The organism is Microbacterium oleivorans (genome assembly GCF_023715745.1).
GTDB classification, from domain to species: Bacteria; Actinomycetota; Actinomycetes; order Actinomycetales; family Microbacteriaceae; genus Microbacterium; species Microbacterium oleivorans_D.
Map to the genome: position 1 here is coordinate 161,332 of NZ_JAMBOV010000001.1, position 14,407 is coordinate 175,738.

A 14,407-nucleotide genomic window follows, 5' to 3' on the forward strand; every position below is an offset into this window, starting at 1 on the left:
GTGTCAGGCCGAGAGCTCGGTGCGCCCCTTGGCGCGACGAGCCGAGAGGATGGCGCGGCCGGCGCGGGTGCGCATACGGGCGCGGAAGCCGTGCTTCTTGGCGCGGCGGCGGTTGTTGGGCTGGAACGTGCGCTTGCTCATGAAGATCACTCCGGATGGGCGGGGTCACCCGAACGCTCGAGACCGGGGACACAGGTACATGGGGGACTCGCGTCGAAAAGGCGCAAGTCAACCGACCTAGGATACGTCGAGATTCCTGAGATCCCAAACCGGGACGCCGACCGGCCATTATCCACCGACGCCGGGAGGCTGCTGGCGACGACACGCGGGCCGGTTCTACAGTGGGTTTTGCCTTGCGGAGCGCCGATGACTAGCGTGATCCGGACACTTATCCACAGGTTGTGCACAGTACCGTGCACACCACTGTCCACACCCCGGGAGGGTCATGTCCGAGCACGAACTTCCAGATGTCCCCGTCTGGAGCGCCGTGCTCGACGTGCTGGCGAACGACGACCGGGTGACCCCGCAGCTGCACGGCTTCGTGAACCTCGCCGTCGCGCAGGGAGTGATGAGCGGCACGCTCTACCTCGATGTGCCCAACGACCTGACAGCCGGGCAGTTCAACAAGCGTCTGCGCGGGCCGATCATGGAGGCTCTCGCGCAGGTCGACGCCGAGCCGGCCGCGAGCACCTTCCGCGTGGTCGTCAACCCCGAGCTCGGTGACGCGCACCTGACCGCCCCCGTCCCGGTGCAGTCCGCTCTGTCGCCCACACCCTCGGCCCCGACCCGCCCGAACGCCGAGGATTACAGCGAGCAGGCGGCGCCGGCATCCCGCAACGACACCCGGCTCAACCCGAAGTACACGTTCGACAACTTCGTCATCGGCCAGTCCAACCGGTTCGCCCACGCTGCGGCCGTCGCCGTCGCCGAGGCTCCGGCCAAGGCGTACAACCCGCTCTTCATCTACGGGGACTCGGGCCTCGGCAAGACCCACCTCCTGCACGCGATCGGCGATTACGCGATCAACCTCTACACGGGCATCAAGGTCCGGTACGTCTCGAGCGAGGAGTTCACGAACGACTTCATCAACTCGATCGTCAACAACCGCGCTTCGGCGTTCCAGGCGCGGTACCGGGACGTCGACATCCTCCTCATCGACGACATCCAGTTCCTGCAGGGCCGGGCCGAGACGCAGGAGGCGTTCTTCCACACCTTCAACCAGCTGCACGACCACGACAAGCAGGTCGTGATCACCAGCGATGTGCCGCCGCGTCACCTCACCGGTTTCGAAGACCGGATGCGGAGCCGCTTCGAGTGGGGCCTCATCACCGACGTGCAGGCCCCCGACCTCGAGACGCGCATCGCGATCCTCCGCAAGAAGGCGCAGTCCGAACGTCTCCAGGTGCCGGACGACGTGCTCGAGTACATCGCGACCAAGGTGTCGAGCAACATCCGTGAACTCGAGGGCGCCCTCATCCGAGTATCGGCGTTTGCGAGCCTCAACCGGTCGAACCTCGACATCTCGCTCGCACAGACGGTTCTCCGGGACATCGTCGATCAGGATGACGCGAACGTCATCTCGCCGACCGACATCATCTCGGCGACGGCGCAGTACTTCCGCCTCACGGTCGACGACCTCTACGGGTCCAGCCGTTCGCAGTCCGTCGCCACCGCCCGCCAGATCGCGATGTACCTGTGCCGCGAGCGCACCAGCTTGTCCCTGCCGAAGATCGGGCAGCTCTTCGGCAACCGCGACCACACGACCGTCATGTACGCGTACAAGAAGATCAGCGAACTCATGAAGGAGCGTCGCTCGATCTACAACCAGGTGTCCGAGATCACGTCGCAGCTGGGTCGATCTGCTCGCTGACGGCCCACACGCCCGGCTGTGCGGCCGTACTTGACACGTGTGCCGCGCGACCACCAAAATGCCGTTTCCCACAGTGTGGAAAGCCTGTGGATAACTGTGCGTCGCGGGGCCTCGGATGTGAACGAACGGCGACAGCCTGTGGATGAACGGCTGAAGAGAATCGTGCGGCGCCGGCGCGACTCACGCGTGTTTCCGCAGTCAGTGCACAAGTTACACGGATGTGGTTCCGGCTCGACGACTGGCATCCACCGACTTATCCACAGTTTCCACAGCTGTTAACAAGAAGACAGATCTCTCTCTATTGAAAGCCCGGTTCGATCACACCCACCGGTGCGGTCGGGCCGCGAGCAGCTCCGAAGGACGGCTTCCGGAGCGTCCTGTCGTGGGCACTAGCATGAGAGGGCCCATCTCGCCGTCAAGGGAGCATCAGTGAAGTTCCACGTCAACCGCGATGTATTCAGCGAAGCCGTGTCGTTCGTCGTGAAACTGCTCCCGCAGCGGAACCCGCAGCCGATCCTCGCCGGTGTCCTCATCGAGGCCGGTGACGACGGTCTCTCGCTGGCCGCGTTCGACTACGAGGCATCCGCTCGCACCCGCATCGAGGCGACGGTCGACGAGCCGGGCACGATCCTCGTCCACGGACGACTCCTGTCCGAGATCGCGAGCCGACTGCCGAACGCGCCGATCCAGATCACGCAGGATGCCGACGGTGAGATCCTCCTGACGTGCGGCTCCGCGCGGTTCACCCTCGCGGCGATGCCCGTCGCGGAGTACCCGGCGATCCCGGAGGTCTCGGGCGACTCGGGTCTCGTCCCCGGCGACGACTTCTCGACCGCGATCGCGCAGGTCGCGTTCGCGGCATCCCGCGACGACGTCACCCCCGTGCTCACGGGTGTCCAGCTCGAGGTCACCGGCAACGAGCTCAGCCTCGTGGCGACCGACCGCTACCGCGTCGCGCTGCGCGAGATCAACTTCGACAGCGGCGCCGTCGCTCGCGAGGAGGCGACGACCGCGCTCGTCCCGGCGCGCACGCTCACCGAGGTGGGCAAGACCTTCGCGCACTCCGGCGACATCCAGATCTCGTTCTCCGGTTCGGGCGACCGCGAGATCATCGCGTTCACGGCGGGCAACAAGACCGTCACCTCTCTTCTCATCAAGGGGAACTTCCCCCCGGTCCGCCGGCTGTTCCCTGCGCAGACCGAGCACTACGCCGTCGTCAACACGGCCGAGCTCGGCGAGGCCGTCCGTCGTGTCTCGCTCGTGCTCGACCGGTCCGCCCCGCTGCGGTTCACATTCTCGGACGAGGGTGTGTCGATGGATGCCGCCGGCACCGAGCAGGCCCGCGCCACGGAATCGGTCGACGCGACGCTCGCCGGCGACGAGGTGACCCTGGGTCTGAACCCGCAGTACCTGCTCGAGGCGCTCGGCGCCGTGAAGAGCGAGTTCACCCGCATCACGTTCACCTCGAGCGAGAACGCGAACAAGCTGAGTCCGGTCCTCATCACGCCGCAGACCTCGGGCACTCCCGAGAGCTTCAAGTACCTGCTGCAGCCGAACCTCCTGCTGCGCTGACCCGGCGTCCGTCCACATCGAGGCGTGTCGGTGCCTCGAGGGAGGGTGATCTGGTGATCGTGGAGCACCTGAGTCTCGTCGACTTCCGCAATTACGCGGCGGCCGACGTGAGTCTGGCGGCCGGTCCGAACGTCTTCGTCGGCCGCAACGGCCAGGGCAAGACCAATCTCGCCGAGGCCATCGGCTACTTCGCGACGCTCGGATCGCACCGGGTCTCGCAGGACGCGCCGATGGTGCGGTACGGGGCGGATGCCGCGTTCGTCCGGGCACGCCTGGGGTACGGCGACCGCCGCATCCAGCTCGAGGCGCAGCTGAATCGTTCGGGATCGAACAAGGCACGGGTCAACGGGGCCCCTGTCCGCACGTCCGAACTCCCCCGATACGCGCAGGTCGTGTTGTTCGCCCCCGAGGATCTGCAGATCGTCCGTGGCGACCCCTCCGCGCGTCGTCGGTTCGCCGATCAGCTCCTGGTGCAGCGCGCGCCGCGCATGACCGGTGTTCTCGCCGACTACGACCGCGTGCTCAAGCAGCGCACCGCCCTCCTCAAATCCGCCCGGGCCCGAGGGCTCAAAGCCGATCAGCTCACCACCCTCGACGTGTGGGACGACAAGCTCATCTCGCTCGGGACCGAGATCATCCTCGCCCGCCTGCGGCTGGCTGAGGATCTCGCCCAGCCGATGCGCGACGCGTACGAGGCGATCGCCGGCGCCGACCACGATCCGCAGCTCGAGTGGGTGCTCACCGTCGAGGGCGCCGACCCCGAGGACGACGCCGCACCGGTGTCGCAGACCGGTTCCGCGATCGGCGCCGATGCTGTCGCGGCATCCTTCCGCGCGGGACTGGCCGCCAAGCGGGGTCAGGAACTCGAGCGCGGCGTCACCCTCGTGGGACCGCACCGCGACGACCTGCTCCTGCGACTGCGCGGGCTCCCGGTGAAGGGGTACGCCTCGCACGGCGAGTCCTGGTCGACGGCGCTGTCGCTGCGGCTGTCCTCGGCACAGCTCCTGCGCGATCAGCTGCGCCTCGGCGACCCGATCGTCATCCTCGACGACGTCTTCGCCGAGCTCGACGCCGACCGACGTGCGCGGTTGGCCGGCGTCGTCGCGGACTTCGAGCAGGTCATCGTGACCGCGGCGGTCGAGGGCGACGTCCCCGCGTCGCTGCGGGTCCGCACCGTCCGTGTCGAGGCGGGGACGATCGTGACGGATGCCGATGTCTGATCCCGCCGGCATCCCCGAGACGGTCGCGACCTACCTGCGACTGCGCGGTCTCGAGCCGTCGGCCGCGAAGAAGCGCCGCCGCAAGCGGCGGAACGACGACGACGAGAACCAGCCCTTCACCCCGGGTCGCGATCCCAAGGGGGTCGGCGACCTGCTCGCGGACCTCACCCGCTCGTCGGGGTGGGACGCCCAGCTCGCGAAAGAGGACCTGGTCCTCCAGTGGGCCGAGGTCGCCGGTGAGGAGACGGCTCGTCACGCCGATCCGGTCGCCCTCAGCGACGGCGTCCTCACCGTGCAGTGCGATTCGACGGCGTGGGCGAAGAACCTCCACCTCATGCGGGCGACGATCGTCACCGAGCTCATTCGACGCTTCCCGGAGGCCGGTGTCGAGTCGGTTCGATTCGTGGGACCCGACGTCCCCTCCTGGAAATGGGGCCCCAGAGCCGTTCCAGGGCGGGGTCCGCGCGATACCTACGGCTGACCGACGTCCCGGACCCTTCGGAAACGTTTCGGGCCGCCACAGCGGCGTTCAGCGGCGCACAAGCGGTGCGAGGCACTAGACTGGGAAGAAGCCCAGACGATGGATGTGGAGCGCGCGAAACCGATGACGTCAGATACCCCCGACAACACTCCCGAGGATCTCGACCCGCCCGCCGCACCCCGGATCCCCGCGGAGTACGGGGCCGACGAGATCCAGGTCCTCGAGGGCTTGGAGGCCGTCCGCAAGCGCCCCGGCATGTACATCGGCTCGACCGGTGAGCGCGGCCTGCACCACCTGGTCTACGAGATCGTCGACAACTCCGTCGACGAGGCCCTCGCCGGCTACTGCGACACGATCCAGATCACGATCCTCGCCGACGGCGGTCTGCGCGTCGTCGACAACGGCCGCGGCATCCCCGTCGATCCGCACTCCTCCGACCCCACCAAGTCGACGGTCGAGGTCGTGCTCACCGTCCTGCACGCGGGCGGCAAGTTCGGTGGCGGCGGTTACGCCGTCTCGGGTGGTCTGCACGGCGTCGGCTCGTCCGTCGTGAACGCGCTGTCCACGCGGTTCGAGGTCGAGATCGCGCGCCAGGGATTCATCTGGCGCCAGACGTTCTCCGGCGGCGGCAAGCCCGAGGGTCCCCTCGTGAAGGGGGAGGAGAGCGGGACGACCGGCACGACCATCACGTTCTGGCCGGACGGATCGATCTTCGAGACGACCGACTTCGACTACAACACGCTGCGCACCCGCTTCCAGCAGACGGCGTTCCTCAACAAGGGACTGCGCATCACGCTCACCGACGAGCGCGCGGACGCAGTCGACGTCGTCGACCTCCCCGAGGGCGGGTCGGACACCGTCCAGCGGCACGACGACTTCCTGTACGAGCGCGGCCTCGTCGACTACGTCGAGTACCTGAACAAGGTGCGCAAGGCCGACGTCGTCAACGACGAGATCATCGAGATCGAGGCCGAGGACACCGTCCGACACATCTCGCTCGAGCTGGCGATGCAGTGGACGACGACGTACACCGAGAACGTCTTCACCTTCGCCAACACGATCAACACGCACGAGGGCGGGACCCACGAAGAGGGCTTCCGCGCGGCGATGACGACCCAGATCAACCGGTACGCCCGCGAGAAGGGGATGCTGAAGGAGAAGGACGTCAACCTGGCGGGCGAGGACATCCGCGAGGGCCTCACCGCGGTCATCTCCGTCAAGCTGTCGGAGCCCCAGTTCGAGGGTCAGACCAAGACCAAGCTCGGCAACACCGAGGCGAAGGCCTTCGTCCAGAAGGTCGTCGGCGACCAGCTCACCGACTGGCTCGACCGCAACCCGCAGCAGGCGAAGCTCGTCATCACGAAGGCCGTCGAGGCGGCGACCGCGCGGATGGCGGCGCGCAAGGCGCGCGAGACCGCACGTCGCAAGAGCGTGTTCGAGTCGGCATCCATGCCCGAGAAGCTCAAGGACTGCACGAGCAAGGACCCCTCGATCAGCGAGATCTTCCTCGTCGAGGGCGACTCCGCTGGTGGGTCCGCCGTGTCGGGACGCGACCCCGAGCGGCAGGCGATCCTGTCGCTGCGCGGCAAGATCCTCAACGTCGAGAAGGCCCGGCTCGACCGCGCGCTCGGCAACGCCGAGATCCAGGCGATGATCCAGGCCTTCGGTGCCGGGATCGGGCCCGACTTCGACGTCGAAAAGGCCAGGTATCACAAGATCGTCCTGATGGCAGATGCCGACGTCGACGGCCAGCACATCACGACGCTGCTGCTCACCCTGCTGTTCCGTTACATGCGCGGACTCGTCGAGGCCGGGTACGTGTACCTCGCGCAGCCGCCGCTGTACCGCCTGAAGTGGTCGAACGCTCCCCATGAGTACGTCTACAGCGACGCCGAGCGCGACGCGCTGCTGCGCGAGGGCGTCGCGGCCGGCCGCCGCATCCCGAAGGACAACGGCGTGCAGCGCTACAAGGGTCTCGGCGAGATGAACCCGAAGGAACTGTGGGAGACGACGATGGACCCCGAGACGCGCACGCTGCGTCAGGTGACCATCGACGATGCGGCCGCGGCCGACGAGATCTTCTCGGTGCTCATGGGCGAGGACGTCGAGGCGAGGCGCGGGTTCATCCAGCGCAACGCCAAGGACGTGCGGTTCCTGGACATCTGAGTCCGCCCGCATCCCGCCCCGGCACTCCGACGACGAACGAACTGAGAGAACATGGCTGACGAAGAGCGTCCCGACCCGAACGCCGGATACAACCACGGCAACATCGACCAGGTCGACCTCCAGGTCGAGATGCAGCGGAGCTACCTCGACTACGCGATGAGCGTCATCGTGGGTCGTGCGCTGCCGCGCGTCGAAGACGGCCTCAAGCCCGTGCACCGCCGTGTCATCTACGGCATGTACGACGGCGGGTACCGCCCCGACAAGAGCTACTCGAAGTGCGCGCGCGTCGTCGGCGAGGTGATGGGTCAGTACCACCCGCACGGTGACAGCGCGATCTACGACGCCCTCGTCCGCCTCGTCCAGCCGTGGTCGCTGCGCTACCCGCTCGCCGACGGCCAGGGCAACTTCGGCTCCCCCGGCAACATGGGCGCCGCGGCCCCGCGGTACACCGAGACCAAGATGGCTCAGCTCGCGCTCGAGATGGTGCGCGACATCGACGAGGAGACCGTCGACTTCGAGGACAACTACGACGGCCGCACGCGCGAGCCGGTCGTGCTCCCCTCGCGGTTCCCGAACCTCCTGGTCAACGGATCCGTCGGCATCGCCGTCGGCATGGCCACCAACATCCCGCCGCACAACCTGCGCGAGGTCGCGAACGGTGTGCTGTGGGCACTGGAGCACCCGGATGCGACCCGTGAGGAGCTCCTCGACGCGCTGATCGAGCGCATCCCCGGCCCCGACTTCCCCACCGGTGCGCAGATCCTCGGCACGAAGGGGATCCGCGAGGCCTACCGCACCGGCCGCGGCTCGATCACGATGCGCGCGGTCGTGAACGTCGAGGAGATCCAGAACCGTACGTGCCTGGTGATCACGGAACTGCCGTACCAGGTGAACCCCGACAACGTCGCGGCGAAGATCACGGCGCTCGCTCGGGAGGGCAAGCTCAGCGGCATCGCCGACATCCGCGACGAGACCAGTGACCGCACGGGTCAGCGACTGGTGATCGTCCTCAAGCGGGATGCGGTCGCGAAGGTCGTCCTCAACAACCTGTACAAGCACACCCAGCTGCAGGAGAACTTCGGCGCGAACATGCTCGCGATCGTCGACGGGGTGCCGCGCACGCTCCCCCTCGACGGGTTCATCAGCTACTGGCTGGCGCACCAGTTCGAGGTGATCGTCCGTCGCACGCGCTACCGCCTGCGCGAGGCCGAGAAGCGCATGCACATCCTGCGCGGCTACCTCAAGGCGCTCGATGCGCTCGACGAGGTCATCGCGCTCATCCGCCGCTCCCCCACCGTCGACGAGGCGCGCGAGGGTCTGAAGACACTCCTCGACATCGATACCGACCAGGCCGATGCGATCCTCACGATGCAGCTGCGTCGCCTCGCCGCCCTCGAGCGCCAGAAGATCATCGACGAGGCCGCAGAGCTCGAGATCAGGATCGCCGACCTGAACGACATCCTCGCGTCGCGTGATCGGCAGAGCACGATCATCGCCGAGGAGCTCAGCGAGATCGTCGCGAAGTTCGGCGACGAACGCCGCACCCACATCCTGCACGGGTACGACGGCGACATGTCGATGGAGGACCTGATCCCCGAAGAGGAGATCGTCGTCACCGTCACCCGCAACGGCTACGTCAAGCGCACCCGCAGTGACAACTACCGCTCGCAGCACCGCGGCGGGAAGGGTGTGAAGGGCGCGCAGCTGCGCGCCGATGACATCGTCGAGCACTTCTTCGTCTCGACGACGCACCACTGGCTGCTGTTCTTCACGACGAAGGGCCGCGTCTACCGCGCCAAGGGCTACGAGCTCCCCGAAGGCGGACGCGATGCGAAGGGGCAGCACGTCGCGAACCTGCTCGCGCTGCAGCCGGGCGAGGACGTGGCGCAGATCCTCGACATCCGCGACTACGCGGCGGCGGAGTACCTCGTGCTCGCCACCCGTGACGGCAAGATCAAGAAGACCGCGCTCTCGGAGTACGACACGAACCGGCAGGGCGGCATCATCGCGATCCGCCTGCGCGGTCAGGACGAGGAGGACGGCGACGAGCTCGTCAGCGCGATGCTGGTCGACTCGACCGATGACCTCCTGCTCGTGTCTCGCCTCGGGATGTCGCTGCGCTTCACGGCGAACGACGAGTCCCTGCGTCCCATGGGCCGGTCGACCGAGGGTGTGAAGGGCATGTCCTTCCGTGAGGGAGACAGCCTGCTCTCGGCATCCGTCGTCCGGGACGAGGGGTACGTGTTCGTCGTCACCCAGGGTGGGTACGCCAAGCGCACCTCGGTGGACCAGTACCGGGTGCAGGGCCGTGGCGGTCTCGGCATCAAGGTCGCCAAGCTGCACGACGACCGCGGCGAGCTCGCCGGCGGCTTGATCGTCAGCTCCGACGACGAGGTCCTCGTGGTTCTTGCCAGCGGCAAGGTGGTACGCTCGGCCGTTGCTGAGGTGCCTGCGAAGGGTCGCGACACGATGGGTGTCGTCTTCGCTCGCCCCGATGACGACGACCGGATCCTCGCGATCGCCCGAAACGGCGAGCGTGGACTGGCTGAGAGTGCGGAGGCCGATGAGGCCGCTGCGACTCCCGAGACCACCGAAGAGAGTGACGCATGAGCTCCGTAGCCGACAAGCTGGCCAAGAAGTCCTCGAGCCGGACGACCGCGAAGCAGGTCCGCCTCCGTCTCGTCTACGTCGACTTCTGGTCGGCCGTGAAGCTGTCGTTCCTGGCGGCGGTCGCCCTCGCGATCGTCACCGTCATCTCGACGCTGCTCGTCTACCTCGTGATCAGCTCGACGGGTCTCGTCGGTCAGGTCGATGCTCTGCTCGGCGCGGTGAACGGTGAGAACACATTCACGCTCGCGTCGATCCTGAACCTGCCGCAGGTGATGGCGTTCGCCGCGGTCGTCGCGATCCTGAACCTCATCGTCGTCACGGTGCTGGGTGCGGTCCTCGCGGGGATCTACAACCTCATGGTCAAGGTCACCGGCGGCCTGCTCGTCGGCTTCACCTCGAACTGAGTCGGATGCCGCGGCATCCCGTCACGCGACGGAGGTGCCCAGCAGCAGACCCAATCCCCACGTGACGGCGAGGGCGAGCGCGCCGCCGACGACGAGACGGACGACGGCGCGACGCCTGCCGGCTCCGCCGAGAGTCGCGGAGATGGTGCCGGTCAGTCCGAGCGCGATGAGCACGGCGACGAAGGTCGTCGCGACCCGCCACTCTGCCGGCGGCAGCAGGATCGCGAGGAACGGCAGCAGCGCACCGAGTGTGAACGCGATGGCGGAGGAGACGGCCGCCTGCCACGGGCTGGTCAGTTCATCCGGGTCGATGCCGAGTTCGATGTCGAGGTGGGAGCGCAGAGCGTCGTGCGCCGTCAGCTCTTCGGCCACCTTCCGTGCGGTCTCCTCCGTCAGGCCCTTCTCCCGGTAGAGCTCGGCGAGTTCGGCCAGTTCCTCCTCGGGCATCTCGGCCAGCTCGCGAGTCTCCTTGGCGATGAGCGCACGCTCGGTGTCGCGTTGGCTGCTGACCGAGACGTACTCGCCTAGGGCCATGGAGATGGCGCCACCCACGAGCGCGGCGGATGTCGCCGTCAGGATGGGGCCGAGATCGCTCGTCGCCCCCGCCACGCCGACGGCGACGGCGGCGACACTGACGATGCCGTCGTTCGCGCCCAGCACTCCTGCGCGCAGCCAGTTCAGTCGCTGTCCGAGGCCCGCACCCTGCGGCTCGCGGTGGGCGGGTTCGCGCGGGGTGGTCGTGCTCATGAGGCCAGTGAATCAGAACGAGCGGATGCCGCGGGCCGCGTCCGACGCGGATTCGTCAAACGGCGTCCTCTTCGGGTAAAGTCTTGGAGGTTGCAGGCGCGAGCCGGCAGCGACGGGGCTATAGCTCAGGCGGTTAGAGCGCTTCACTGATAATGAAGAGGTCCCAGGTTCAAGTCCTGGTAGCCCCACCGTCACCGCACCGGGGGCCTTAGCTCAGTTGGTAGAGCGCCTGCTTTGCAAGCAGGATGTCAGGAGTTCGAATCTCCTAGGCTCCACAATCACAGAAACGCCGGAACCCGTTCGGGTCCGGCGTTTCGCGTCTCGCGCGGCGTCACATCCCGTCACGCCGCGTCACGGATCGTCGTCGTGTTTGACGCGCCGCCGCTGCGGTCCGAGAGTCGTTCCCGGAGTCCTCACCACGAGGCGGAAGGGAGCGGATGATGACCGAGACGACGGAGGCCGCAGAGCCCACGAAGTTCGCCTACTGGGTGCCGAATGTGTCGGGTGGGCTGGTGGTGTCGTCCATCGAGCAGCGGACGTCGTTCGACCTCGACTACAACATCGAGCTGGCCCGCACCGCGGAGCGCGTCGGCTTCGAGTACGCCCTCAGCCAGGTCCGCTACCTGTCCAGCTACGGCGCCGCGCAGCAACACGAATCCACGTCGACGAGTCTCGCGCTCCTCCTCGCCACCGAGAAGCTGAAGGTCATCGCCGCCGTGCACCCGGGTCTGTGGGAACCGGCGGTCCTCGCGAAGTTCCTGCTCACGGCCGACAACTTCTCGAAGGGTCGCGCAGCCGTCAACGTCGTCTCCGGGTGGTTCAAGGACGAGTTCACCAAGCTCGGACTCCCCTGGCTCGACCACGACGAGCGCTATCGGCGCTCCGGCGAGTTCCTCCAGGTCCTGCGCAAGCTCCTGACCGAGGAGAACGTCCGCTTCGCCGGCGACTTCTACCGGGTGAACGACTTCACCCTGCGGCCCGGACCGTACGAGGTCCCGGGGCGGCCGCATCCGGAAATCTTCCAGGGTGGCAACTCGACGGCCGCCCGATTCAACGGCGGTGCCTACGCGGACTGGTACTTCTCCAACGGCAAGGACTTCGACGGCTTCACCGAGCAGTACGACGAGGTGACGCGGATCGCGGCCGAGCACGGCAGGCGCGTGCGCTTCGGTCTCAATGGGTTCGCGATCGTGCGCGACACCGAGGCGGAGGCGCGGGAGCAATTGCGCGAGATCATCGCGAAGGCCGACACCGAGGCGGTCGAGGGCTTCCGGAAGTCGGTGCAGCAGGCGGGCGCTGCCACCGCGGATCGCAAGGGCATGTGGGCCGACTCGAGCTTCGAGGACCTCGTGCAGTACAACGACGGCTTCCGCACGCAGCTCATCGGTACCGCCGAGCAGGTGGCTCGACGCATCGTCGAATACAGGCGGCGCGGAGTCGATCTGTTCCTCCTCGGCTTCCTGCACTTCCAGGAGGAGCTCGAGCAGTTCGGCGAGAAGGTCATCCCGCTCGTGCGGGAATTGGAGGCACAGGAGGGTGCTCCGCAGCGACACCACGCCGACGCCTGACGAATCTTGCGCTTATCTTGAGGTGACCTTGCGCTGAGCTTGCAGCGGCGGCGACACCATAATGATGTCGCCGTTGGAGACGACGCCCCGAAAGTCGGATCCACCGAAGAGCAGCAACTCCGCGGGGGGACTCGGAGTGTCTGGGGGCTCTGCCGCGACATGGCCTGGGGTGCGTGGCTGGGGAGCTCGCACCCCAGGCAGTCCCACGGCGCCGAGGGGACGCGTAGGGTGAACGCGTGGACATCCGCGTCGCCGCGTACGCCGTCGTCACCGACGGGGATCGCATCCTGCTCGCTCACTGGAACAGCCCCACGCGACCGGCCTGGACAATGCCCGGCGGTGGCATCGACCCGGGCGAGGATCCGAAGGATGCCGCGGTCCGGGAGGTCTTCGAGGAGACGGGGTTCCACGTGGAACTCGACGGCATCCTCGGCACCGACTCGCAGGTGATCGCCGCCAAGGACAGACTGCACGGCGAGGGACCCATCCAGGCGCTCCGTATCGTCTACCGCGCGCACGTCGTCGGCGGCGACCTTCGGAACGAGGAGGACGGGTCGACGGATGAGGCGGCCTGGTTCCCCCTCGCCGATGTCCCGGGTCTGACCCGCGTCGGTCTCGTCGACACCGCGCTGCGGATGGCGAGGCTGCTCCCTCAGGCCTGACGCCCGCCCATCGGCTGGGAGATGTCGGCAACCGTCGCACCGTATGCGCGGATGAGCTCGTCGGCATCCACGAACAGGCTGAACCCGTGGGCACCGGCGCCCATCGCGATGCGCCGACCGACGATGGACTCGTCCGCGTATACCGGCCAGTCCGTCGTGCTGCCGATCGGTGTGATCGTGCCGCGTTCGAAACCCGTCGCGGCCAGCGCGAGTTCGGGCTCGGGCAGCCGCAGCTTGTTCACGCCGACGACGGCGCGCAGCTTCGGCCACGAGATGGCCCGGTCGCCCGGGATGAGGGCGAACAGGTAGGTGTCGTCGCTGCGCTTGACGACGAGCGTCTTCACGATGTCGGATGCTGCGAGGCCCAGGAGGCCGGCCGCCTCCTCCAGACTCCCCGCCGCCGGGCGGGCGACGAACTCGACGGACAAAGACCGGGAGCGCGCCGCCTCAGCGACGCGCTCCGACGGTACGGGCGTGGATTCAGGCATCCGGGGCGCGCAGCGGGTCGTCCGCCACCCACAGCTCGTCATCGGCGCGCAGCGTCTGCCACGCGGCGTAGAGCACACCCGCTGCCGCGGCGATGCCGAGGATGAGGGCGATGACGCCGCCGGCGCCGGGGCCGCTCTTCTTCTCGGGGACGCTGAGCTTCTTGCTCGCCTTCTTGCCGGCCTTCTTCGCCTTCTTGCGGAAGTCCTCGGCGTCGAAGCCGCCGAGGCCCTTGCCCTTCGACAGGCGGTGACGCTGGTCGTTGGCGACATCCCACACCGACAGCGCGGTGCCCACGACGGCGCCCGCCGCGGGGACGAGGGCGCCGTTGAGGACCTTGCGGCCTGTCTCGACACCGCGGCCGACGTACGGAGCGGCGTAACGCTCGTAGGAGTGCTTGGCGGCGGGCACCACGTGGTCGTGGTTGTACTTGCCGAGCTGGCGGCCCGCTTCGCGCGCGACCTCACCGGCCTGGCCCACCAGCACCTGCTGGGACTCCCAGAGGTTCGCAGCCTGCTTCTGCAGCTTGCGGAGTTCCTTCTTGGTCTTGCGGTTGAGGCTCACGGGGCCCTCCCTTTTCGGGGTTCATCCGGGGACGTAGTGGGTCCATACTGCCAGACG

13 protein-coding genes and 2 tRNA genes are annotated in these 14,407 nt (G+C 67.5%); 11 read left to right on the forward strand and 4 right to left on the reverse strand.

Translation table 11 applies throughout. The annotated features are described in order from the left end of the window. Positions 1–3: 3 nt before the first annotated feature. The gene (gene rpmH / locus M3190_RS00795; RefSeq protein WP_022879826.1) at positions 4–141 is read right to left on the reverse strand and encodes a 50S ribosomal protein L34; all 138 of its coding nucleotides are present in this window, start codon (positions 139–141) and stop codon (positions 4–6) included. Positions 142–568: 427 nt separating this feature from the next. Between rpmH and dnaA the strand changes: the two genes are divergently transcribed. From dnaA to M3190_RS00830, 7 genes are all read left to right on the forward strand, one after another. Next, positions 569–1,870 carry a chromosomal replication initiator protein DnaA gene (gene dnaA, locus M3190_RS00800; RefSeq protein WP_439958001.1) on the forward strand — a complete coding sequence of 434 codons (1,302 nt, stop codon included), beginning with the start codon at positions 569–571 and terminating at the stop codon, positions 1,868–1,870. A 429-nt stretch (positions 1,871–2,299) separates the two neighbouring features. After that, positions 2,300–3,442, forward strand: a complete 1,143-nt coding sequence (gene dnaN / locus M3190_RS00805) for a DNA polymerase III subunit beta (protein WP_251577356.1) — start codon at positions 2,300–2,302, stop codon at positions 3,440–3,442. Positions 3,443–3,495: 53 nt separating this feature from the next. Next, complete coding sequence (recF, locus tag M3190_RS00810) at positions 3,496–4,662, forward strand: DNA replication/repair protein RecF (protein WP_251577358.1); 1,167 nt, start codon at positions 3,496–3,498, stop codon at positions 4,660–4,662. Further along, the gene (locus tag M3190_RS00815; RefSeq protein ID WP_251577361.1) at positions 4,649–5,143 is read left to right on the forward strand and encodes a DUF721 domain-containing protein; all 495 of its coding nucleotides are present in this window, start codon (positions 4,649–4,651) and stop codon (positions 5,141–5,143) included. The genes recF and M3190_RS00815 overlap by 14 nt, the downstream gene beginning before the upstream one ends. Before the next feature lie 123 nt (positions 5,144–5,266). Beyond that, on the forward strand, positions 5,267–7,309 hold the full coding sequence (gyrB, locus tag M3190_RS00820) for a DNA topoisomerase (ATP-hydrolyzing) subunit B (RefSeq protein WP_251577363.1): 2,043 nt from the start codon (positions 5,267–5,269) through the stop codon (positions 7,307–7,309). 51 nt (positions 7,310–7,360) lie between these two features. Further along, positions 7,361–9,919, forward strand: coding sequence for a DNA gyrase subunit A (gene gyrA / locus M3190_RS00825; RefSeq protein WP_251577365.1), 2,559 nt, complete (start codon positions 7,361–7,363; stop codon positions 9,917–9,919). Further along, positions 9,916–10,323 carry a DUF3566 domain-containing protein gene (locus M3190_RS00830; protein WP_251577367.1) on the forward strand — a complete coding sequence of 136 codons (408 nt, stop codon included), beginning with the start codon at positions 9,916–9,918 and terminating at the stop codon, positions 10,321–10,323. The genes gyrA and M3190_RS00830 overlap by 4 nt, the downstream gene beginning before the upstream one ends. Positions 10,324–10,344: 21 nt before the next feature. On the opposite strand, the gene M3190_RS00835 is transcribed toward M3190_RS00830, so the two are convergent. Next, the gene (locus M3190_RS00835; RefSeq protein ID WP_251577369.1) at positions 10,345–11,070 is read right to left on the reverse strand and encodes a VIT1/CCC1 transporter family protein; all 726 of its coding nucleotides are present in this window, start codon (positions 11,068–11,070) and stop codon (positions 10,345–10,347) included. Between the two features lie 114 nt (positions 11,071–11,184). Between M3190_RS00835 and M3190_RS00840 the strand changes: the two genes are divergently transcribed. The 4 genes from M3190_RS00840 (at position 11,185) to M3190_RS00855 (ending at position 13,300) form a co-directional block, all read left to right on the forward strand. After that, positions 11,185–11,258: transfer RNA gene (locus M3190_RS00840), tRNA-Ile, on the forward strand. A 14-nt stretch (positions 11,259–11,272) separates the two neighbouring features. Next, positions 11,273–11,345, forward strand: a tRNA-Ala gene (locus M3190_RS00845). Positions 11,346–11,510: 165 nt separating this feature from the next. Beyond that, a complete protein-coding gene (gene sfnG / locus M3190_RS00850; RefSeq protein ID WP_251577370.1) occupies positions 11,511–12,638 on the forward strand; it encodes a dimethylsulfone monooxygenase SfnG in 1,128 nt (375 codons plus the stop codon). A 236-nt stretch (positions 12,639–12,874) separates the two neighbouring features. After that, positions 12,875–13,300 carry an NUDIX hydrolase gene (locus M3190_RS00855; protein WP_251577372.1) on the forward strand — a complete coding sequence of 142 codons (426 nt, stop codon included), beginning with the start codon at positions 12,875–12,877 and terminating at the stop codon, positions 13,298–13,300. Here the strand turns inward: M3190_RS00855 and M3190_RS00860 are convergent. Then, positions 13,291–13,788, reverse strand: coding sequence for an aminoacyl-tRNA deacylase (locus M3190_RS00860; RefSeq protein WP_251577374.1), 498 nt, complete (start codon positions 13,786–13,788; stop codon positions 13,291–13,293). The genes M3190_RS00855 and M3190_RS00860 overlap by 10 nt on opposite strands. Then, entirely contained in the window at positions 13,781–14,350 is a 570-nt protein-coding gene (locus M3190_RS00865; RefSeq protein WP_251577377.1) for a DNA helicase, read from the reverse strand. The genes M3190_RS00860 and M3190_RS00865 overlap by 8 nt, the downstream gene beginning before the upstream one ends. Between the last annotated feature and the right edge of the window lie 57 nt (positions 14,351–14,407).

Bases quoted from the DNA above. Each gene is read 5' to 3' on its own strand.
- rpmH (WP_022879826.1), bottom strand. From the start codon at position 141: ATGAGCAAGCGCACGTTCCAGCCCAACAACCGCCGCCGCGCCAAGAAG.
- dnaA (WP_439958001.1), top strand. From the start codon at position 569: ATGAGCGGCACGCTCTACCTCGATGTGCCCAACGACCTGACAGCCGGG.
- M3190_RS00815 (WP_251577361.1), top strand. From the start codon at position 4,649: ATGCCGATGTCTGATCCCGCCGGCATCCCCGAGACGGTCGCGACCTAC.
- gyrB (WP_251577363.1), top strand. From the start codon at position 5,267: ATGACGTCAGATACCCCCGACAACACTCCCGAGGATCTCGACCCGCCC.
- gyrA (WP_251577365.1), top strand. From the start codon at position 7,361: ATGGCTGACGAAGAGCGTCCCGACCCGAACGCCGGATACAACCACGGC.
- M3190_RS00830 (WP_251577367.1), top strand. From the start codon at position 9,916: ATGAGCTCCGTAGCCGACAAGCTGGCCAAGAAGTCCTCGAGCCGGACG.
- M3190_RS00835 (WP_251577369.1), bottom strand. From the start codon at position 11,070: ATGAGCACGACCACCCCGCGCGAACCCGCCCACCGCGAGCCGCAGGGT.
- sfnG (WP_251577370.1), top strand. From the start codon at position 11,511: ATGACCGAGACGACGGAGGCCGCAGAGCCCACGAAGTTCGCCTACTGG.
- M3190_RS00860 (WP_251577374.1), bottom strand. From the start codon at position 13,788: ATGCCTGAATCCACGCCCGTACCGTCGGAGCGCGTCGCTGAGGCGGCG.